18 protein-coding genes are annotated in these 22,500 nt (G+C 37.7%); all 18 read left to right on the top strand.

Annotated features, from left to right (window positions below; genetic code table 11):
- Positions 1-8: 8 nt before the first annotated feature.
- The 18 genes from J6O61_RS15955 to J6O61_RS15870 all read left to right on the top strand — a co-directional run bounded on the left by J6O61_RS15955 (position 9) and on the right by J6O61_RS15870 (position 22,488).
- On the top strand, positions 9-791 hold the full coding sequence (locus J6O61_RS15955) for a hypothetical protein (protein WP_292215196.1): 783 nt from the start codon (positions 9-11) through the stop codon (positions 789-791).
- A gap of 27 nt (positions 792-818) precedes the next feature.
- Positions 819-3,011, top strand: a complete 2,193-nt coding sequence (locus tag J6O61_RS15950; RefSeq protein ID WP_292215194.1) for a CotH kinase family protein — start codon at positions 819-821, stop codon at positions 3,009-3,011.
- Positions 3,012-3,071: 60 nt separating this feature from the next.
- Positions 3,072-3,950: a LicD family protein gene (locus J6O61_RS15945; RefSeq protein WP_292215192.1), complete on the top strand. Its 879-nt coding sequence runs from the start codon at positions 3,072-3,074 to the stop codon at positions 3,948-3,950.
- 48 nt (positions 3,951-3,998) lie between these two features.
- Positions 3,999-4,712 (top strand): IspD/TarI family cytidylyltransferase, encoded by a 714-nt coding sequence (locus tag J6O61_RS15940; protein WP_292215190.1) that lies wholly within the window; start codon positions 3,999-4,001, stop codon positions 4,710-4,712.
- Between the two features lie 8 nt (positions 4,713-4,720).
- Positions 4,721-6,265, top strand: a complete 1,545-nt coding sequence (locus tag J6O61_RS15935) for an MBOAT family O-acyltransferase (protein WP_292215188.1) — start codon at positions 4,721-4,723, stop codon at positions 6,263-6,265.
- A gap of 153 nt (positions 6,266-6,418) precedes the next feature.
- Positions 6,419-7,414, top strand: coding sequence for a hypothetical protein (locus J6O61_RS15930; RefSeq protein ID WP_292215186.1), 996 nt, complete (start codon positions 6,419-6,421; stop codon positions 7,412-7,414).
- Between the two features lie 16 nt (positions 7,415-7,430).
- Positions 7,431-8,909, top strand: coding sequence for a DUF6056 family protein (locus J6O61_RS15925; protein ID WP_292215184.1), 1,479 nt, complete (start codon positions 7,431-7,433; stop codon positions 8,907-8,909).
- Between the two features lie 13 nt (positions 8,910-8,922).
- Positions 8,923-10,110: a hypothetical protein gene (locus J6O61_RS15920; RefSeq protein WP_292215182.1), complete on the top strand. Its 1,188-nt coding sequence runs from the start codon at positions 8,923-8,925 to the stop codon at positions 10,108-10,110.
- 12 nt (positions 10,111-10,122) lie between these two features.
- Positions 10,123-11,079: a hypothetical protein gene (locus J6O61_RS15915; RefSeq protein WP_292215180.1), complete on the top strand. Its 957-nt coding sequence runs from the start codon at positions 10,123-10,125 to the stop codon at positions 11,077-11,079.
- A complete protein-coding gene (locus tag J6O61_RS15910) occupies positions 11,076-11,447 on the top strand; it encodes a transporter (RefSeq protein WP_292215178.1) in 372 nt (123 codons plus the stop codon). Before J6O61_RS15915 ends, J6O61_RS15910 begins: the two co-directional genes overlap by 4 nt.
- Positions 11,440-11,784: a multidrug ABC transporter gene (locus tag J6O61_RS15905; RefSeq protein WP_292215176.1), complete on the top strand. Its 345-nt coding sequence runs from the start codon at positions 11,440-11,442 to the stop codon at positions 11,782-11,784. The genes J6O61_RS15910 and J6O61_RS15905 overlap by 8 nt, the downstream gene beginning before the upstream one ends.
- Positions 11,785-11,788: 4 nt before the next feature.
- Positions 11,789-13,435, top strand: a complete 1,647-nt coding sequence (locus J6O61_RS15900; protein ID WP_292215175.1) for a hypothetical protein — start codon at positions 11,789-11,791, stop codon at positions 13,433-13,435.
- Between the two features lie 142 nt (positions 13,436-13,577).
- Positions 13,578-15,293 (top strand): LIC_10190 family membrane protein, encoded by a 1,716-nt coding sequence (locus J6O61_RS15895; RefSeq protein WP_292215174.1) that lies wholly within the window; start codon positions 13,578-13,580, stop codon positions 15,291-15,293.
- A gap of 12 nt (positions 15,294-15,305) precedes the next feature.
- Positions 15,306-18,239, top strand: coding sequence for a GH25 family lysozyme (locus J6O61_RS15890; protein ID WP_292215173.1), 2,934 nt, complete (start codon positions 15,306-15,308; stop codon positions 18,237-18,239).
- A gap of 41 nt (positions 18,240-18,280) precedes the next feature.
- Positions 18,281-19,714, top strand: a complete 1,434-nt coding sequence (locus J6O61_RS15885) for a hypothetical protein (RefSeq protein ID WP_292215171.1) — start codon at positions 18,281-18,283, stop codon at positions 19,712-19,714.
- A gap of 40 nt (positions 19,715-19,754) precedes the next feature.
- The gene (rfbB, locus tag J6O61_RS15880; RefSeq protein WP_292215169.1) at positions 19,755-20,840 is read left to right on the top strand and encodes a dTDP-glucose 4,6-dehydratase; all 1,086 of its coding nucleotides are present in this window, start codon (positions 19,755-19,757) and stop codon (positions 20,838-20,840) included.
- Between the two features lie 226 nt (positions 20,841-21,066).
- Entirely contained in the window at positions 21,067-21,936 is an 870-nt protein-coding gene (rfbA, locus tag J6O61_RS15875; RefSeq protein WP_292215167.1) for a glucose-1-phosphate thymidylyltransferase RfbA, read from the top strand.
- Between the two features lie 45 nt (positions 21,937-21,981).
- Complete coding sequence (locus J6O61_RS15870; RefSeq protein WP_292215165.1) at positions 21,982-22,488, top strand: hypothetical protein; 507 nt, start codon at positions 21,982-21,984, stop codon at positions 22,486-22,488.
- Positions 22,489-22,500 lie beyond the last annotated feature (12 nt).

The raw sequence follows: 22,500 nt of genomic DNA, 5'->3' as shown, positions 1-22,500 counted from the left end.
GTGCCTATATGTACGGAATATTTATGGAGTGCTGGGTAGCACTTAAACTATATGGCGGAAATGGCGCGCTTCTTCCGTTATTTATTGTGGCAAGCGTTTATATTGTTGTCAGTGAAAAAGACATAAGGAAAAAGATTGTTCTTGGAATATTGCCATTACTGATTTTGATTGGTTTTCTTTTCCCTGTTACTAAAATTGTGTATGTGGCGCTTTTTGATGATGGAAGTGATACCTATTACAGAATATTATGGATTATTCCGATGTATGTAGTTATCGGATATAGTGCCTGCAAGGCTCTTATGAACATCAGAAAGGATAATGTCAGAAGAGGAATATTGGCGCTGATAGTTCTTATAATTGCTGTAACAGGTTCTTTTGTCTATGCCAATCAGTATATGTCAGTAGCAGAAAATATTTATCATATTCCGCAGAATGTAATTGATATTTGCGATGTAATTGCGCCTGAGGATGGAGAGCCCAGAGTAAGGGCAGCATTTCCATCAGAATTGGTACATTTTGTCAGGCAGTATGATACGGATATACTGATGCCCTATGGTCGCGAGATGGTTGTAACACAGTGGGATTACTACAATGTTGTCTATGAGGTTATGGAAAAACCGGAAGTTATAGATGCCAAGGCGCTTTTAGAAGCTACCAGGCAGACGAAGTGTCATTATATAGTTTTGGCGGATACCAGGGAAATTGATGGCAGTTTATCAGACTTAGGACTGGATGCAATAGCAAATATTGATGGCTATACCATTTATGAAGATCCGGAAGTTGCAAAATGAATTAGTAGTAATTAAAAGGTTTGTTGGATGAAAAAAGATAAGCAGTTAATTTATATCTGCGCGATACTGGGGTTGACTTTTGCTTTTGGTGCAGGTAAAGCTTTTTTGTCAGAAGATATACAAAAGTCTCCGATTGTTATATCTGAAGTGTGTCCACATAATGTTACGGCAGCTTATGATGACAATGGTGATTATGGCGCAGATTATATAGAGCTTTATAACAGATCAGATTCAAGTGTTAATCTTAAGGGATGGGGACTGACAGATAGTGCTGATAATTTAAGCAAATATGATTTTGGAGACATTACTGTTGATCCCGGACAGTGTATTATTGCCTGGTGCAACGAAAACATTGATGATACAGATTTTTATAAAAAGGACTATGTGCCTGTTGATGTTCACGGCGTTTCTTTTCACCTATCTGAAGGCGAAGAGTGTATTTTAACAGATCCTGATGGAAATGTTGCCTGCATTACCACAATTGATTCAGGAATTGCAGATGATGAGACTGTTTCTTTGATTGGCGATAAATACTATGTTTCGGTACCTTCTCCTTATTATTTGGAAGAAACACTTGCGGAAGAGAAAAGAAACATTGATGCTCCGGTTTATTCAGTAGAGGGCGGATGGTTTGATGATACTATAATAGTTGAGCTTTCTGCGAAAGAGGGAGAAATTTATTACACATTGGATGGTTCAGTTCCGGATGAGAATTCCTATAAATACACAGAACCTGTAGTTATAGACAATCGAACAGATGAACCCAATATATATTCCAATATTGGGGGAATTTCTTCTGAAAATGGTTATTTGCCTGACTATAATGTGGATAAATGTACTGTTTTAAAGGCGGTTGCCATTTCAGAAGATGGAATTAGTGATGTTGTTTCTGAATCATATTTTGTTGGACTTTCCAGGGATGATTATGAAGGAATGTCGATAGTTTCTATTTCTTTTGATCCGGATGATTTTTTTGGCTATGATAGGGGAATCTATGTATATGGCAAGGTTCATGATCTCCTATATGCAAAATATGATATGGAAACTGTTGGTATTGACGATACAGAGTATGCTCATTTTGGAAAAAAAGGACGCGGTTGGGAACGTGAAGTGAATATCGAATTTTTCTCATCAGATCATGAGAAGATACATGAGCAGAAAGCAGGAATCCGTATTCACGGTGGCTGGACCAGAGAGCAGAATCAGAAAAATTTCCAATTGTATGCTCGTGATGAATATGATGGAAATAGTATTTTTAATTATGACTTTTTTGGCAATGGACAGATATATAATAAACTCATGCTTCGTGGAGGTGGATCGACTGATATATTTGTTACTAAAATAAGAGATGTGTTTGTACAGTCAATGGTAACTGACAGAGCTGTTGGAACACAGAAAGCAGAGCCATGCGTGGTATTTTTAAATGGTGAGTATTGGGGGCTGTATAATCTTCAGGAAACAATAGGGGCAAGTTACATTGAAGAATACTATGACGTCCCACAGGATAATGTAGTAATCATTAAAAATGGTGAGAGCAGGACCGATGATCCTGATGACGTTTTACTCTATGATGAGGTTGTGGCTTTCGTTGCTGAAAATGACATGTCTCTGGAAGAAAACTATCGTAAGTTTGAAAAAATGGTGGATATACAAAGCCTTATAGATTATTACGCTATTGAGACTTATGTTGGAAATTCAGATGCGTATAAAAACAATTATGCTGTTTGGCGTAGTCGAAATCCGGGAATTTCAGAATATGAGGATTGCAGGTGGAGATGGTTATTATTTGACCTTGATGATTCTTGCAGTATGAATCTTGGAGCTAATACCGCTGATATAGACTCTTTTGTGGATGGAAACTGGTATGGTAACAATCCATTAAATGGTGATGAACTTTTTACAGCTCTTTGCGCCAATGAAGAGTTTAGAGAACGTTTTGCAAGTGCTTTTATGGAAGTTGCAGAGAATAACTTTAATTATGAAGATGTATCTGCAAAGTTGTGGGCTATGGCTGATAAATACAAAGTAGCAGTAATAAAGTCCAATAACAGATTCAGAGGAGAGTTTTGGCTTGATGAATATCCCGGATTTGAAGGATATGAGGCGCCATATGATCAAGATGATTATGAAAAAGATATAGAAATTCTTGATGCATTTTTTAGGGACAGGACAGGGTATATTGTAAGTTATATGTATGATCACCTTGGAATTGAGAGATGAGCATATCTATGTATTTGTGTTTAGAAAAAATAAGTTTTTTAGAAAGAAATAATAAGTTTTATGGAAAAAGAAGTACAGGAATATTTAAAAAGGGTGCATGAGTCAGATTTTGCCATGCTCTCTGAAGTGGACAGAATTTGCAAAAAGCATGGGATACAGTATTATCTTCATGGAGGCACTTTCCTTGGGGCAATAAGACATCAGGATTTCATACCTTGGGATGATGACGTTGATATTTTATTTTTACGAAAAGATTACGAGAAGTTTTTGGAAGTTTTTGAAAAAGAGGCGAATTCAAGGTTTAAGCTTTTAAGATTTGAGAGATATCCTCAGTTTTTTGATTTTATTACCAAGGTCGCAGATATGAATCTGACTTATGAAGGAACAACATTTGGTGCTGAGGACTTCTATGAAAACAGATATTCACATCCTACTTTGGATATGTTTGTTTTTGATATTGAGGCAGATGACCACAAGATGCAACTTACAATGATGAAGCTACTCTATGCCCTTGCCATGGGACACAGGCCATATGTGGATTATGGCAAGTTTAAGGGCGGAATGAAGGCTGTGGCATTTATACTTGCAAGTATTGGGAAATGTATACCATTTCAAAAAATAGCTACTAAATATATGAAACTTCAGGTCAAGGGAGGAATTGCCAAGCTTGCATCTGACATTGATGAGAATGGCGATTCCAATGCAGGTGAGGGGAATATGTTGTTTATTTCCAATGAACAGCCGGATCCAAGATACTGGGGCCTTGATTTTGACTCTGAACATTTGGTTAACGGTCCTGATACAGCTTATATCCATGGGAAAGCATTTCCCATCCCCAAGCTTCATGATAAATGGCTTACAAAGACTTATGGGGATTATATGTCACTTCCACCGGAAGAAAATAGAATACCCATGCACGTTAATATAATCAAAGAGTGATTTATGTTCGTGGAAAATGAAATATTAGTATTGAAAAGAGGATAGATTATGAAGACTGTAGCACTGATTATAGCCGGCGGCACTGGCGCAAGAATGCATCAGGATATTCCAAAACAGTTTTTAACGGTTAATGAAAAACCGGTTATCGTGTACACTCTGGAGGCTTTTCAGAACCATCCTGAAATAGATTCAATTGCGGTTGTGTGTGTTGAGGGCTGGGAGCAGATGCTTTTAGCTTACGCTAAACAGTTCAACATAACAAAACTTGAACATGTTGTTAATGGCGGCGATAATGGACAGGGGTCCATACGAAACGGAGTATATGAACTGGAAAAGTTTTTTGACAGGGACACCATAGTTCTGATTCATGATGCCATAAGGCCTATGGTTTCAGCTGAGATAATATCAGATTGCATCATGAAGACTAAACAGTATGGAAATGCCATTACTGCAATTCCGTGTGCTGAAGCCATGCTCACAACTGAAGACGGAATAGTTTCGGAAGAAACATACTCCAGAGATAAACTAAAAAGAACTCAGACTCCTCAAGGGTTCAAACTTGGAGAAATTTGTGATCTTCACAGACAGGCACTTGAAAAAGGAATAACAGCATCTGTAGCGTCCTGCACGCTTATGATTGAAATGGGAAAAAAGGTGTACTTTTCACAAGGATCTGAAAAGAATATTAAGCTCACAACAGTAGATGACATTGATATTTTTAAGGCGCTACTTATAAGTAAGAGAAGCGAGTGGCTTAAGTAAGGGGAGTTATGTTATTTAATTCATATGAGTTTATGCTGGCATTTTTGCCGGTATTTGTCATTGGGTATTTTATAATAAGGCATTTTTTTAGAACTGGTGATAGACTAATGAGACTGTGCAATTTGTGGATAATTGCAGGCTCATTAGTTTTTTATGCTCTTTTTGGAATTAAAAATCTATTAGTTCTTGCACTAAGCATTGCGGTTAATTTGTTCTTTATCCGGGGATTGAAGTCTGAAAATTATGGAGATAAGGCAGTTTCAGACAGCTTTTTCACAAAAAAAGGAAAGCAAAAAGTAATAATATTGTTGGCGGTAGGGATAGGATTTAATGTACTTACTCTGCTTTTTTTTAAGTTTAGTGGCATATTCTTTCCAATTGCTATCAGTTTTTATACTTTTAACCAGATATCATACTTGGTGGAGTCTTATCGTGGGGAAATCAGGAAGTTTGAACTGTTAGAGTATCTTTCTTATATTCTTTTTTTTCCGAAACTTCTCCAGGGACCGCTGATGAGCTATGGTGATTATAACGATCAATTACAAGAGTCATCACGACACAAATTTGATTGGGAAATTGTTATGAGAGGACTTCTGCTCATATCTATTGGACTATTTAAGAAGGTGATATTGGCTGATACTATAGGTCAGGCTGTAGATTATGGATACAACTCGTTAGCAACACTTGGCTGGTGGGAGGCTGTGCTGGTTGCTATATTCTACTCTTTTCAGATTTATTTTGACTTTAGTGGTTATTGTGATGTAGCTGGTGGAATTTGCATGATTATGGGATTTGAGCTTAGTATTAACTTTGACTCTCCGTACAAGGCGGTTAACATAATTGATTTTTGGAATAGGTGGCATATTACACTTACAAAGTTTTTTACCAAATACATTTATATTCCCCTTGGGGGCAGCAGAAAAGGAACTGTCAGAACCTATGTCAACATAATGATAGTTTTTCTTGTGAGCGGATTATGGCATGGAAGTGGCTGGACTTTTATTATTTGGGGCGTGATGCATGGTGCTTTAAATGTGATGACAAGGGTAAAAGAGGATTTGATTGTTAGAAGGCAAAAGAATGAACTACCTACCGGTGAAAGCAATAAACACAATGAAAATCATACCACTGTGGATAAAACACTTATTTGTCTGACAAATTGTGGAAAACAACTTTTCACATTTATTTATGTAACAGTCGCCTGGGTATTCTTTAGAGCAAACACTGTTTCTGATGCGCTTCTTTTATTTGAGCGTATGTTCAGCGGTGGTATCAGGCCCTATTACAGTGACTTTGCCAACTATTTCAGGCTTGATGAGATATGGTATGTGTTTAAGCTTACGCCTATTGTTAATTACAATTTTTCATGGGATCTTTGTATGTGGCTGTTTCTGGCCGTGGCAATTGTGATTGTATTTTTTTCTAAGAAAGCAATCTATTTTGCCAAAGAGTGTAGGATAAGCTTATTGACAACATTTTTTACAGCAATATTGCTGGTATGGTGTGTTCTTAGCTTTGGTGGCGTAAGTACGTTCCTGTACATGAACTTCTGATTTTTGATTCATATATTAAATGTGTAACAAGTGGCAGTTTGTTGCCGTATTTGAGGACGATTTAAATAGATGAAGGATGAAAAGAAATATAGAAATCAATTTATAATTTTAATTGGGCTGATAGTGACTGTGTTTATTATATGCGGAGGAATAGTGATATATGTGGATCCATTTTTCCATTACCATGCACCTTTAGAAGGATTCCCTTATGTGGTGGACAATCAGCTCAGTCAAAATCCCGGTATGGCAAAAAATATGAAGTACGAGGGATGCATCATAGGCTCATCCATGACAGTTAATTTTGATACCGATGATTTTAAAGAGTTGCTTGACGTGGATACTATTAAACTCAGTTATAGCGGAGCGTATCCCAAAGATGATTATAACATTTTGTCAATTGTTTTTGATAAGAATACCAATGCCAGAAAAAACAGCGATGTAAAAGCAGTCTTTTTTGCCATGGATATTCCAACAATGACTGCAGATACAGAGACCACAAAGTATCCGCTTCCGGAATATCTGTATGATAATAACTATCTTAACGATGTTAAATATCTGCTTAACAAGGATGTTCTTCTTCAGTACATAATGCGCCCTATGATACAGGGACAGGGATCTGACTTATCGGAGATCTATGCCAGCTGGTGGACACCTGATTATTACAATATTCAATGGGTTATGCATAACTATGATGAACCGGAGTATGTGGATGAAGAAACGGCAGCAGATGCTCTTTTACCTCAGACAAAAGAGAATCTTGAAGTAAATATACTTCCATTTGTGGAAAATAATCCGAATACACAGTTCTATTTCTTTTTCCCACCATACAGTATATTGTATTGGCATAACGTAATGCAGGAAAATACCCTTTCCGCAACATTTAGTCAGTATCAATATGTTGCGGAAAGACTCCTTGAGTATGACAATGTTCATTTGTTTTATTTTCAAACTATGCCGGAGACCTTAGACCTCAATAACTATGCGGACTATACACATTATAAACCCGACATTAATAGATTTATGGTAAAATGCTTTAGTGATGGTAATTATGAAATTCATTCTTTAGATGAAATGGAGAGTGAATTAAATAAGATGTGGGATATGATAGATTCATTTGATTTTAATGAATTATTAAATAAGGAGTGGTAGAAGGATTTGGTGTGTTATGAATAAAAGTGGGATTAATAGGGAAAATGCGGAAAGTTTTGTAAAAAGACTGATTTTGGGATTGGCAATTCTAGGGATTGTTTTTATGGCAGGAATTGTTATAACCGTTTCCTGGTTTTCGGTTTTTGTATCTGATGATTATTGGTATGCTCAGGATGCCGGAGTAAAAGGAGTATCTCTTCTTGAAAATTTTGTTTTGTCATGTAAATATGCTGCATGGGTTTATATGACCCATCAGGGAACATATTTTTCAGAATTTTTTGGTGTCTTTTTTACACCTGTGACACATGGCGGATTTCCAATGCTTCGCTTTTGGATGGTTTTGAATTCAGCCCTTGTTTTTGCAACGCTTCTGTGGTTTATCAATACTTTTTTGGATGGAATTGGAAAGATTCCGCTTTATGTAAAAACATTAGTAATGGCTGGCGTAGTATTTGCAATGACTCAATATGAGTCATTTGCTGAGATATATGAGTGGTGGGTTGGAGCATCAGTTTATACATTCCCATTTTCGCTTATGCTTATATCAGCTACAGCATTCATGATGGCAAACAGAGAAAATGCGAAAGGAAACAAATGGGTGATAATATCCTGTGTTTCCGGATTCTGTGCAGTTGGAGCATCCCTGGCAATAACAGGTACTGCGTGCTATTTGTTACTTAGCCTTTTCATTTATTATTCAGTGAAGAATGGAAAAGTATCAAAAAGCAATATGATAATGTTTGGCGTTTCTTTTATTGGAGCCCTTATAAATGCTGTTGCTCCCGGAAATTTTGTCAGACAGTCGAGCGAAGGAGAACTTGATATTTTAAAATCGCTGGGAGATACATTTAATGTTTGGTGGTCCAATGTGAACTGGTTGTTTGGACATGATGAAAGAACAAACTATTTAGCTGTATTCATTCTGTTTGTTATATGTGGATTTTTAGTTGCTGATAAGATGACAGCCAATGCAAAAGCATGGATTATTTCAGGATTATTTGCGATTTTTTCACCATTTGCTGTGATTTTCCCTGTAACTACAGGATATAATGTTCCATGGATGCCACCAAGGTGTGTTTTTGTCGGATTGTTTGCATTTATATATTCTTCAGCCAATCTTGGCATTATGCTTGGAGTAGCTATGAATAAGGGTATAAATAAAGAAAACAGAAAGGCTGTTTTAGTGTTATTGGTTTTTATCTGTGTTCTTGCTAATGCTCTTTCAGGATTTAATGTAAAGAGTTATAAAGCTTATCGTCAGGTAGCTCAACTTTATAGGCATGAATTTCAGGATCATTACAATGAGACAAGGGCAATGATAGAGGATTTCTCAAATCATCAGGGAGAAGATATTGTGGTAGATGTAGCTTTAAATCCTGATGGAATTGAAAACTATTATTCATTCTTTTTACTGGAAGAGGCAGACGGAAGGATAAATCAAGGAGTTGCTTGGGCATATGGCCTTAATTCTATAACAAATATCAGAGAAGAGTAATTGGGGAAGTGAAATGAAACGCTATAGGATAGATGAAGTTATAACGGACTTTTTTCAAAAATATATGTTTCAGATATGTATCGGGGCGCTTTTGCTGTTTTCAGTGCTGATGAGAGTTTGTCTTGCACCGCAAACTATTTCAGGCGATTACAATGTGACGCTTCTTTCGTGGATCAACGAATACAAAAGTCTCAGTTTTTGGGGCGGTTTGGAGCGAACTATTGGCAATTACTATGTTCCTTACAATATATTCCTTGACTTCGTTGCCAGAATTCCCGGAGAGCCATGGCTTTGGATAGCAATTACTTCATGTGCAGCGGAGTATATTGGTGCATATTATTTATATAAGTTGCTTATGCTTGTTGCAGGAATCAATGATAGCCAGACTCAAAAAAAGGCTGTAGTTGTTTCTGTAAGCGTACTATTTTTACCTGTAGCAATTATGAATGGTGCATTGTGGAAACAGTGCGACGCTATTTACACAGCATTTATTATAGCGGGGCTTTATTACTATTTTTCTGATAGAACCAGACGTGCGTTGATCCTTATAGCTATAGGTTTTACTTTTAAATTGCAGATTATCTTCATTATTCCTTTTTTCATTATTATGTACTTTGTAAAAAAGAACTATAGCGTTCTTCAGTTTGTGTGGATACCTGTTATGTATGTTGTTGCCGGTATACCTTGCGTTATGGCACAAAGAGGAATAAGGGAGACCTATTCAGTTTATTTAAGGCAGAATAGTGGATACAATGAGATGACCTGGCTTTCAAACTCGCTTTATAGATTAGGCTTTACAAGCTATGATGTTTTTGGAATTCCGGCCATTCTTTTGGCAATTTCTGTTTTTGCTTTTGCACTTATATATGTATTTGAGCACAGAGAAAATATCACAAATGAAAAAGCTTTTATTTTAGCAGGATGGTCAATTTTGACCTGTTACCTGTTTTTGCCGGCAATGCATGAAAGATACGACTATGCGGGAGTGATCATTATGACGGCGGCAACAATAATGTTTAACCGGAAAATGATACCTGCAGTTATAGCCATTAATTTGTGCTCTATGCTTGTGTATAATTATTATCTGTTTGACTTTGATATAATAAATGGAGTACCATTTGTAGCTGTGTCAGTAATATATTTGGCTGCATACTTTGCTATTAGTATTGATATCATAAGCAAATTAAAACAATCGGAATAACAGAGGTTTATTATGTCAGATACAAATAAAAATTCAATTAAAATTCCCATGTGGGTACATATTCTTCTAATAGCCATAATTGTAGGTGTCCTTGCTTTTTCAGGCTTTAAACTCTGGAGATGGAATCAGGGAACTGCCAAGACTGAAGGAGTTACGGGCGAGAGCTATGAGATTGAAGTTCTTGATCAGATTTTTCTTTTATCAGAGGATAAAAAGGCTGGACATGAGGTAGATGATACTGAGACAATTCTTTTCCTTGGAAATGACGCGCTTACGTATGACACTTCTGAAAACGGTGTTGTAAGTCAGGTTCAGTCTAAACTTGAAAACTCAAACTGTTTAAATGCCGGTTTTCCGGCTTCTACAGTAGCTATGAAAAATGCTGCATACACAGATGACTATGCTCTTGATGCATTTAGTTTTTATAACGTTGCCAGGTGCATATATGATGAGGATTTTGATCAGCTAATTGAAAAAGCAACTCTCTTTGAGGACTCAATGTACGACAAGAGTGCGGAACTTTTGGAAAATCTTGATTTTAATACTGTAGATACTCTGGTTATTTTTTACAACGCACAGGATTATCTTAATTTAAGAGTTGGTATGAATCCGGACAATGACAGTGATCCTGTCACTTTTAGCGGTGCTCTTAATGCAGGTATTAAACTGATTCAGGAGAAGTATCCATTCATAAGAATTGTGTGTATGTCATTCCCTATGTGTTACGCCTATGATTCATCGGGGCAGCTTGTGAGCGGTGACAGATACGATTTTGGAAATGGTAAGCTAACAACCTATCTTCAGTTTATGATTGATGTGTCCGGAGCGACAGGTGTTTCTTTTGTGGATAACTATTATGGAACAATAGATGAGGATAACAGTTCCACATGGCTACTGGATAACATACATGTAAACGCCGAATGCAATGCATATATGGCGGATCATTTTGTGAGGGTGATTTATCAATGAAAAGAAGAATAAAGCTGACAGATATTCTGCTGTTGCAGAGCGCTGTTATTGTATATTCCCTGTCTACAGTTGCTGCTAATCTGGCATCAAAATATGATTTTTTATCCATGGGATATATTCTGTTTTTTGGTCTTGAATTTTTAATTCTTGCGGCCTACGCTCTTATCTGGCAGCAGATGATAAAAAAGTTTCAGCTCTCTGTTGCATATGCCAATAAGGCTATGACTTTAATGTGGTCAATGCTTTGGAATTTTATTATATTCAGTCAGGGCATAACGCCTTTTAAAGTTGTAGGAGTGCTCTTGGTAGTAGTGGGGGTTGTGATTATGAATACAGGTGCAGTGAAGGGAGAAGGTGAAGATGATTAATATTTACTTTTTCCTCATGATAATTGCGGAATTTATTGCATCAACTTCTCAGATGCTTCTAAAACAGAGCGCCGGAAGAAAATACCCGTCCTTTATCAGGGAGTATCTAAACGGACTTGTTATTGGGGGATATGGACTATTAGTATTGTCTATGGTCATTTCAATTTTTTGCTATGACGGTCTGGGATACATGGGGGTAGTAGTAATGGAGCCTGTGGGCTATATTATTGTTATGTTCATGTCCAGATTCTTTTTCAGAGAAAAGATTACTAACAGAAAGCTTATTGGAATGATATTTATTATTGCGGGAATAGCAGTATTCTACGCATTGGGGTGATAAATTGAAAACGAAGAAAAAGCAACAGATTAACTTAATTATCGCAAGGATTATCACAGTTTTATTGGCTGCGGTGGTTCTTGCGCTTTTATTTGTGTTTGCCTATGCCAATCTTTTCCATTACACAGCCAGAATGGAGGCGGATATAGCGTCGGAAACTCTTTTAGGAACAGTAATTTATGATAATGGATTTGTGCAGCCACCTACATGGTATGCATCTACGGCTGTGAGAGTGATTTCTGTTCCTAATCTTGCTGCATTAATATATCCGTTTGTTTTGCAGAATGCAAATTTATCTGCAGGAATAGCCTGCGTCATAATGATGGTTTTACTTCTTATTGTTATGACGGTGTATTTTAGGCAGATTGGATTTTCAGGTGAACAGATTCTGGCTGTACTTGCTATAACGATGGCTTTTACCAACGCTGCAGATGAATTTCAGAGAATGCTGTTTTTGTATGCGTCATATTATGTCAGTCACGCTATAACATTATTTCTAATCCTTATCTTTTATAACAAGTGGTTAAAAGAAAACAAGATGTCATGGTGGACTTTTGTCATTTCAGCTGCTATTGCGATTCTAAATGGTTTGCAGGGAATGCATGCATGTCTTTTTTGTTATATTCCGCTGGTGGCTGTTGAAGTTTTACGACGCGTTGTGTTCTTGATAAGAGGTAAAAAGCAGAGTAATATCCTAATCTTAATTTGGGTGTTTGTTTTATTTGCAGTTTCATTTGGAACAACTAAGGTTTTTGCTTCAAATAACTTTGGAGCAAATAGAAATATAAGGCATGCCTTTGAAAAATTTATTGGTGAGGTTTGCCCTACTATTGGACAGACTCTTAGCTTTAACAGATTGCCTGTATTGGTTATTACAGTTTTATGCGCGGCCATATTTGGATACGTAATTTATGTAATTAAGCTTATTAAATTTGCAGGAAAAAAATTTGACGAAGATCTGTTTTACAATTACAGGGCGGCTTTATCGGATTCTAAACTTAATTCTTTGGACAAAACTTATCAATTTTGGAGCATGATGGTGTTTCCTTTTGGATTTGTTCTATGCGTCCTTCTTGAGACTTTCACTACAGCAGATGTGGCGGGGAGATATTTCCTTATGCTTTTATTTACTGTTGGAACGGGATTTTGTCTTTTGATCCATCGATTGAAAGAAAAGTTTCAGGATTATGGTGTAGTAAGAGGAGTTGCTATTACTGTTCTTCTTTTGATGATTACTTTCTATGGCATGTTTTCATCTGCTGTCTTTTATAAAGATCTAATCAAAAATGACAACGCAAAAGATACGGATGCCTACAAAGTTTACAGTTGGATGGTTGAAAATGGCTATGCTTACGGATATACGACTTTTGACTATGCCAATTACATTACTGTTATGGGTAATAATACCGTTAAGGTTCGTGCGGTAAACAATATGTCAGAGATGGCAGGGTGCAGGTGGCTTTCGGATGAAACATGGTATCCGCCTGTTAAGTCACAGGATGGAGCAACATGTTATATTGTTTCAGAAGCTATGGCAGAGGACTTTAATACTTTTTTGGAAACCTATGAACCTGAGATTGTTGATACTGCCACGGTCGGAAAATTTACTATATATGTTCTTGATCAGGATTATACCTTGTGGGAGAGGTAGTAGTACTTAGAAACTGTAGCGGAATAACTTGAACATTTTGCTACAGTCCCTAAACTTGCTGATGTTTTTTATAAATGCTAGAATGTTTTGGGGGGATTATTATGTTTTTATGGAGGTATGAGAAAAAAGAGGTGAATTAGCAATGATAGTAACAATAATCAGTTGGGGATATATTTTTGTTTTGAGTTTGATTCTTGGATATGTTATGTTGAAACTTTTATCCGGGATTATTCCGATGCCGTCTATTGAGACTTTTGGCATTACAGGTATTGTGGTGACAGGGCTTGTCAGTATGACTGTATATGCTGAGTATTTTAGTATATTTTATAAGGTTGGTGGGCTATGTCATGGTATTATGATTATAGCCGCTATAATCAGTTTCGTTATATATAGAAAAGAAATAGTTTCTATTTTCAAAAAAATTTTAAATTCAGATAACAAAACAAAGATTATTATATTGTCTGTCATAAGCGTTATCGCATCTTTTTATGCTTCCCGAGGTCAATTCCATACAGATACAGGTATTTATCATGCTCAGGCTATCCGTCTTATAGAGGAATATGGGTGTCTTAAAGGACTAGGCAATTTTCAGCTTCACTTTGCTTATAATAGTTCTTATTTGGCTTTGTGTGCGCTTTTTACCCTGAGCTTTATTTTGCCCGAAGCTTTGCATACCATGACCGGCTTTTTTATGGTACTCTTTACGAGCTATGCAATCCTTGGCCTTATAAAATCAAGAGGCCATGGCTGGAAAGGCTCAGATATGGCAAGAGTATCTATAATAATGTACTCTGTAACTGTTCTTAGCGGGCTACAGTCTCCGGCAACGGATTATGGAACTCTATACATGACCATGTACATTTTTTCAGCATGGATAATCCATGCTGAGGAGAAAAAGGATAAGTCTGAAGATTTGGCAGTATATGGATATCTTTCTATTCTGGCAATTTTTTCTGTGAGCATGAAACTTTCTGCTTCAGCCATAGTGTTGCTTGCAATTGTTCCGCTGGCTCTTTTGATAAAACAAAAGAAATATCATATGATAGGGACATATGTATTAGTTGGATTTTTATCATTTCTTCCATTTCTGATAAGAAATGTTATTATATCAGGCTATCTTATTTACCCTGTAACAGCCATAGATTTATTCAATGTGGTTTGGAAAATCCCCGCTGAATATGTGAAAGTTGATTCTGATCAGATTACAGCCTGGGGGAGAGCTCTTTATGATATAACAAAGCTTGACCTGCCACTTTCAGAGTGGCTTCCAATATGGTGGGAAGGACAACAGGTATATGGGAAGTTTTTGATTTTATCTCAGGCTGTTGCTATGGGGCTTGTGACTTTTATATTTCTTAGAAGAGTAGATAGAAAGCATAGAATTAGAAACGATATGCTTATGTTCTATATTACTTTGTTTGCCGGAGTTGCTTTATGGTTTTTGACAGCGCCTTTTATCAGGTATGGGCTGGTTTATCTTTTTCTTTTTCCCATGTGTGCACTGGGAGATTACTTTGGCGAAATGTTCCATAGATGGCAGATTCGTTTAATTACGATAGTAGTTGCTGGTGTAGTATTATTTGGAACATGGACTGTAAATTATATAGGCGATGATATAGAATTTATTCAGAATTATGCTTTTGATGGGTATGTATTTTGGCCAATTCCTTTTGAAAATGCTGAAACTGATATCTGTGAAATGGATGGGGCTATAGTTTACAATTCCACAGATGAAGAGGTTAATAGTTATTACTACTACCCAAATACCTGTTATCACGATATGATGAATAGGACAGAACTGATTGGGGATACAATTAAAGAGGGATTTAAGCCAAAGGATTTTACCGATGGTGATTAAAGGGAGTAACGTATGAGAAGAAGTTCAAAAAGAGGTTTGGGACTTGCTGGGAAAAGTTCGCGTAAAAAACGCCATGACGAGGACATAGATTACAGAGAGCAATATGATGATGAGTACGAGGATTATCCGGAAGATAATCATGACGGCTATGGAAACGTAGAAGATGATGATTATTATGAAGATGATCGTGATTATGATGATACTGATGATTATGACAGTGATTATGAATCAGATGATCAGGAGTATGAACGGGAGACAGACGGAATATCAGATGATGAATATGACCGGGACTATGAAGATGACCGTGATTACTACGAAGATGATTATGATGACGAAGATGATGAGTACTATGAAGGCGATGAAAATTACAGAAGTGTAGAGGAAATTGACGATCGTAGGAATTATGAGGAAGACGACTACTACGAGGATGATGAAGACGATGACGATGTTTATGATGACTATGTGTCTGATGAACGCCGTGGAAGATCTGAAGTAGAAGATAGAAGATATAATCGTAGAAATGATCGGCAGTATGATGATGGACAATCAAGAAGGGACAGAGCCTTAGATGATTGGCATGACAAAAGAAGTGTGCAAAGAGAAGGTTCAGAAGCCGGCTTTCTTAGCATCATCACTGAGTCTTCTGCTGTTGAGAGGGTAGCTGCTCTGATATTCGTGTTTCTTATAGTTGGAGCTGTGGCAACAGGTGTATTTTACAAGAAAGCCATGGACAAAAACAATGAGATCAGTTCTTTTACCGATGTGGGAAAAAACTACGGAGAAACAGAGATTGTGGGCGAGAGCGGACTTATAGCCATTGCTGATGCCCAAAGAGCAAAGCTTGAAGCTGCACAGCTTATTTCTGAGGATGAGGAAGCTGAAGAAAGTAGTGAGAAGGAAGATGAGAGCGAAACTATCAGTGTTTCCATGTCTGTTACTACTATTAAGAGTGACTTAAAGATTAAATTTACTAACTCAAAAACCGGAAAACTTATAGCAAGTACTCCATTTACGGTTTCTGTTGTCAATCCTGACGGAAGCAGCGTAACATACGATGACCATGATCAGGACGGTATCATTTATAAAAAAGATTTAACGGCCGGTAAGTATACAGTAACTCCCAATGCCCTTTCGGGAGACTACGCAAAGATTAAGCTTGATACAACAGCCAAGTCTGTTACTGTTAAAAATACTGTTGAGATGAAAGTCGTTGATGTCACAAACGAAGTAAAAAAGGAATCCGAAGTAAACGTCGCAAAAGAAGATACGGCTGTTGCTGACAAGGTTGAATCAGCCTTGACGGATACTGTTGAGTGGGTTGAAAGCACTAAGACGGCTGTTAGTGAAGGAACTGACAGTGGGGATGGCGGATATACATATGAGGCGGTGGATAAGAGCAATATTGTAGATCCATCAAGCAGTGCCATGAATGGTGTTTCACGATTTATGTTCCTGGCACTTACGACAGATCAGGGTGACAACAGCGATTCTGATGAAGAGGAAGATAAAGAGTTTAAGGTAAACAGTTATGATGTTACTTTGAAAATAGGCGAGACGTTCAAGATTGAAATTGAGGACGGCCCTTCAGAGTTTAACTATTCTTCATCTGATTCGGAGCTTGTTAAAGTATCTGATGACGGAACAATCTCAGCACTTGGCGAAGGTGTTGAATATATTACAATTACGGCTGAAGGATATCAGAAAGAAATTGTTAAGGTAACTGTTAAGAAAGAAGAGAGCTCGAACTCTGAAAGTTCGTCAAGCAGTTCATCTTCAAGCGCAAGCTCCGGTAGTTCCTCAAGTAGCTCCTCCTCAAGTTCAAGCAGCACTTCATCAAGCTCAAGTTCAAGTAGTTCCTCTGCTGATAAGAGCGCACCGATCAGTATCACAAAGGTCACACTTGTTAAAGGAAGAACCTTTAAGATTGAGCCTAAGAGCTCTGATATATCTTTAAAGGTCTCTTCAGCAGATACAGGTAAGGTTTCTGTTGACGGTACTACCATAAAAGGAGAAGATGCAGGTGAGACGACTGTAACAGTATCAGCAGATGGCTATACTGAGACAGAAGTTACAGTTACTGTTAAGAGCAATGCTGAAAAACTTCAGACCAAAGATGGTAAGCAGGTTTACATCAAGGATAGCGAAGGAAACTATATAGAAGCTGATTACGGAGACTATTATATTGAGTCGGCATTCTATCTCAGAAACGGTGCTGCGACTTATAAGTACACAGGATGGCAGACAATAGACGGCAAGACTTACTATTTTGATAAAAATGGTAACCCTGTTACCGGAGAGCAGGTCATTCAGGGAGCAAAGTACACATTTGGAAGTGATGGTGCTATTGCAGGTTCTTCCAATGTTATGGGTATTGATGTCAGCAAGTGGAATGGCAACATTGATTGGGCAGCAGTTAAAAATTCAGGTGTAAACTTTGTTATCATAAGATGCGGATACAGAGGCTCTTCAGAGGGTGCACTTATTGAGGATTCTAAGTTTAAATCCAATATAAAGGGTGCTCAGGCAGCAGGGCTTAAGGTCGGAGTATATTTCTTTTCGCAGGCAGTCAACGAGGTTGAGGCAGTAGAAGAGGCATCCATGGTAATAAGTCTCATAAAGGGATATAGCCTCTCTTACCCGGTTTATCTTGATATAGAAAAAAGTAATGGCCGAGGCGATAGTATCAGCAATGATCAGAGAACAGCCAATATCAAAGCTTTTTGCGGAACTGTTGCCAATGCGGGATATTCAGTTGGTGTTTACTCAAACAAGACTTGGTTTACTGAGAAGATGAATGTTTCTCAGCTCGGAAGCTACAATATATGGCTTGCTCAGTACAAGTCAGCTATGGATTATTCTGCTTCAAAGGTTAATATGTGGCAGTATACCTCAAAGGGCACTGTAAGTGGAATTTCGGGAAATGTAGATATGAATATCTACTACTAATGGTTATGTTAAAAAATAAGTATTCTAAAAATTTGATTTTTATGTATGTATTATTGCCATTCCTGTTTTTTGCAGGAATGGCTGTTTTTGATGGGACAGTGTGGTGTGTGGATTCTCCAAGTTACACAAGTATGGACTTTTCGAGAGAGCCGGTTTATCCATTGTTTCTTTTGGGGATAAGAAAGATATTTGAATTTTTTGACTTTACAGGAGAAATGTATGGACAGCCTTCGTATTTGTTTTGTGCAGTGATCATGCAGAGTCTTCTTTGGGTGTATGTTACGGCGAGACTTGGATTTTTTATGTACAAGGTTGCATTGGACAATACATATGAGGGTAAGGCCAGACTTATAGGCTTTATGGCAGTTTTTTTTCAGATTGCTGTATGCGTGCTGAATCGTTTTGTGGCTGCAAGAGGTTCCATGTACTCTGAATGTATCATGACTGAAAGCCTTGCAATGCCTCTGTTTGTACTTTTTAACATAAGGCTGTTTATGGCTCTGAAGGATTATTCGTTGAAAAATAATGCTATTCTATTTCTATTATGCGTTTTTATATCCGGTATCAGAAAACAGATGCTTATAACACTTCTTATATGGGGATTTGTGTCTTTTGTTCTGCACCTTTTGTGGAAAAGAACCAGAGATTTTGGAAAATTTGTGAAAAACTGCATCCTTATTGTAATTGCGGTTATTTGTATCAGCCTTGTGGACAGAGGATACAACTACTGTGTCAGAGGTGTTTTTGCAGAACATACAGGAAACAGTAAGGGAGGTCTTGATACAGTTCTTTATACTGCAGAACCTTCAGATTCAGCTCTATATGAGAAATATGACGATTCTGAAGATTATCCAGACTTAAGCCGGTTGTATACTGATATATATAATGTACTTATAGAGAAGGAACTTACAATTGACTTTGCTCCGTCAGGTTATGAACTTGGTGATGAGTCTGCAATTTCGAATTCTGACTGGGTATCTATGGCAGCTCACTATGCTGACTGTTATGATATTATAGGTTTTGATGTGGTACTTCCTCTATGTGAGGAGTATGTGGCAGAGAACTTCCCTGAACTTGATGAGGTTTCAGCTCAGCTAAAAGAGGATGCGGTTGAGAAAGTTCTTTTGACAGAACTTTTAAAAAACGATTTATTGGGAATGTTTAAGGGGCAGTCTAAAGCGTTTACTTATGTACTTAAGGCTAATGTGCTTAAGGCTTTTGTTATTTCTGTAGCCAACATTTCTCCAAGAATCTTAATAACTGCTTCTTTAGTAATTTATATTTTGTATCTGACTTTGATGTTCAGAATGGGAGTGCTTCAAAAGAGAAAAGATTTTGTTTTAATGTCTTTTATTGTGCTGGCAGGAATATGTATAAACAGCGTGGTTACGGGCTCAATGATATTTCCTCAGCCAAGATATATGTGTTACTCAATGGGGCTCTTCTACTTAATGGCAACTTGTGATATACTCTAACTTGATTAATTATGTAATTTAATGAAAAGAGGAAAAATAAATGAGAACTTATCTTGTAACAGGCGGAGCAGGTTTCATTGGTTCAAATTACATTCACTACATGTTCAAAAAGTATGACAATGAAATCAGAATCATCAATGTTGATGCTCTTACATATGCAGGTAATCTTGAGAATCTAAAGGATATCGAAGGCAGAGATAATTATACATTTGTAAAGGCTGATATCTGCGACAGAGATGCTATTAACAAAATCTTTGAGGAAAACGACATCGACAGAGTAGTTCATTTTGCAGCAGAGAGTCATGTAGACAGATCGATTGTCAATCCTGAGATCTTTGTTCAGACCAATGTTTTGGGAACAGCAACAATGCTCAATGCTGCCAAAAAAGCTTGGGAAAATCCTGATGGAACATTTAAAGAGGGCAAGAAGTTTCTTCATGTTTCAACAGATGAAGTCTATGGTTCGCTTGATGATGACCCTACAGCTTTCTTCTATGAGACAACTCCATATTCACCTCACAGCCCATATTCAGCCAGTAAGGCAAGTTCAGATATGCTTGTAAAGGCTTATATGGATACATATAAGTTCCCTGCAAATATCACAAACTGCTCTAACAACTATGGACCTTACCAGTTCCCTGAAAAGCTTATTCCGCTTATCATCAATAATGCTCTTGCAGGTAAGACACTTCCGGTATACGGTGATGGTAAGAATGTTCGTGATTGGCTCTATGTTGAGGATCACGCTAAGGCCATCGATATGGTTCAGGAAAAAGGACGTCTTTTTGAGACATATAACGTCGGAGGACACAACGAGAAGCAGAACATTGAGATTGTTAAGACAATTATCGACACATTAAAAGAAGTTTTGGATGACAGTGATCCACGTAAAGCACATCTTTCTTACGACCTTATCAAATATGTTACTGATAGAAAAGGTCATGATCGCAGATATGCTATCGCTCCAGATAAGATTAAATCTGAAGTTGGCTGGGAGCCTGAGACAATGTTTGCTGAGGGAATCAAGAAAACTATCAGATGGTACTTTGATAATATGGACTGGATGAACAACGTGACATCCGGTGACTACGAGAAGTACTATGAGAAAATGTACAAAAATAAATAATCAAGAATACAAATAAACAGGCAAAAGCATATTTGAATTTAATTAGGAATTGCTAAGTGTATATATCAATTGAGGGCTTTTGAGGACGTCAGTACTTAGTTGCTGTTTTTTAGCAACTTAGTACTGCTACGTCTGAGATAGAGCGAAAGCGTCCCGAAATTGGTATGTACACGAGCAATTCCCAGCCAAGGCCACAAGGCTTTTGCCGTCCTTTTAAGGAGGATTTATGAAAGGAATCATATTAGCAGGTGGATCAGGAACAAGACTTTATCCACTTACACGAGCAATGTCTAAGCAGATGATGCCTGTTTACGACAAGCCAATGATTTATTATCCGCTTTCAACACTTATGCTCGCAGGAATCAGAGAAGTTCTCATTATTTCAACTCCCAGAGATCTTCCTATGTTTGAGGAACTATTTGGAGATGGATCACAACTTGGAATGAAGTTTGAGTATGCCGTTCAGGACAAGCCCCGTGGACTTGCAGATGCATTTATTATCGGTGCTGGGTTTATTGGAAACGATTCGGTTGCACTTGTACTTGGAGATAATATTTTTTACGGTCAGAGTTTTTCAAAGCTTCTTAGAGAAGTTGCAGCAAGAGATAAGGGAGCAACAATATTTGGCTACTATGTAAGAGATCCAAGAGCTTACGGTGTTGTTGAGTTTGATAAAAATGGCAAGGCTATCAGCATCGAAGAGAAACCTGAACATCCAAAGAGTAATTATGCAGTGCCGGGTCTTTATTTCTATGACAATCAGGTAGTTGATATAGCAGCTAATGTGCAACCATCAGCCAGAGGCGAAATTGAAATCACAAGTATCAATAATGAGTACTTAAGAAGAGGTGAGCTTCGCGTAGAGACAATGGGCAGAGGCTTTGCCTGGCTTGATACAGGTAATCACGATTCACTTCTTGATGCTTCAGATTTTGTATGTGCATTCCAAAAGAGACAGGGACTGTACATTTCCTGCATAGAGGAAATTGCATATAAGAGAGGTTTCATTGATAAGGAGCAGCTTCTAAAACTTGCTGAGCCATTAATGAAAACAGATTACGGTAAGTATCTTAAAGAAGTAGCAGAGGGGCTGTGAGCACTTACCGGGTTTTTTCTAATCACTTACTGAGGGGGCTTATGTATGGATAAGAGAGTTTTTCGCATGGCGATACTCACTATTATCAGTGCTTTTTTGCTGGTACTTGTTATAGTGTATGCCGCTAATACTGAAAAGATAAACGAACTATTTGGATGGGGGCAGAATGCAGCAGATGATACTGCAGAAGTTGCGGCCTCCTATTATAGCGGAGATTTATCTGAGTATGGACAGCAGATAGGCGATGACCTTGACGGATTTTTGGCTGATCAGGAGTTTTTTGATAAGACCGAGAAAGTTTCTTCTGCTGTAGTCATAAAAAAGAGTTCGTCTTCAGTGGAGTCTTCCGAGAGCTCTACACTGGGGAATTCTCAGGAACAGACGGGTACAGGAATGGCAGTTGTGGGAGAACTCATAAATCCAAATGGTCAGGGAGTTGATCCCAGCACTCTTGATGTGAGCCTTTTTCAGTATAATGGAGAAATGCCGCAGACACCGCCTCCTGCAGGGCCAGCACCCGGAACGCCTGTCGGTACAGTGCCGGGAAATTGATCGAACATAAAA

Source organism: Butyrivibrio sp. (assembly GCF_017635265.1).
Lineage (GTDB): Bacteria > Bacillota > Clostridia > Lachnospirales > Lachnospiraceae > Butyrivibrio.
This window is presented reverse-complemented; position numbering and strand designations above follow the sequence as displayed.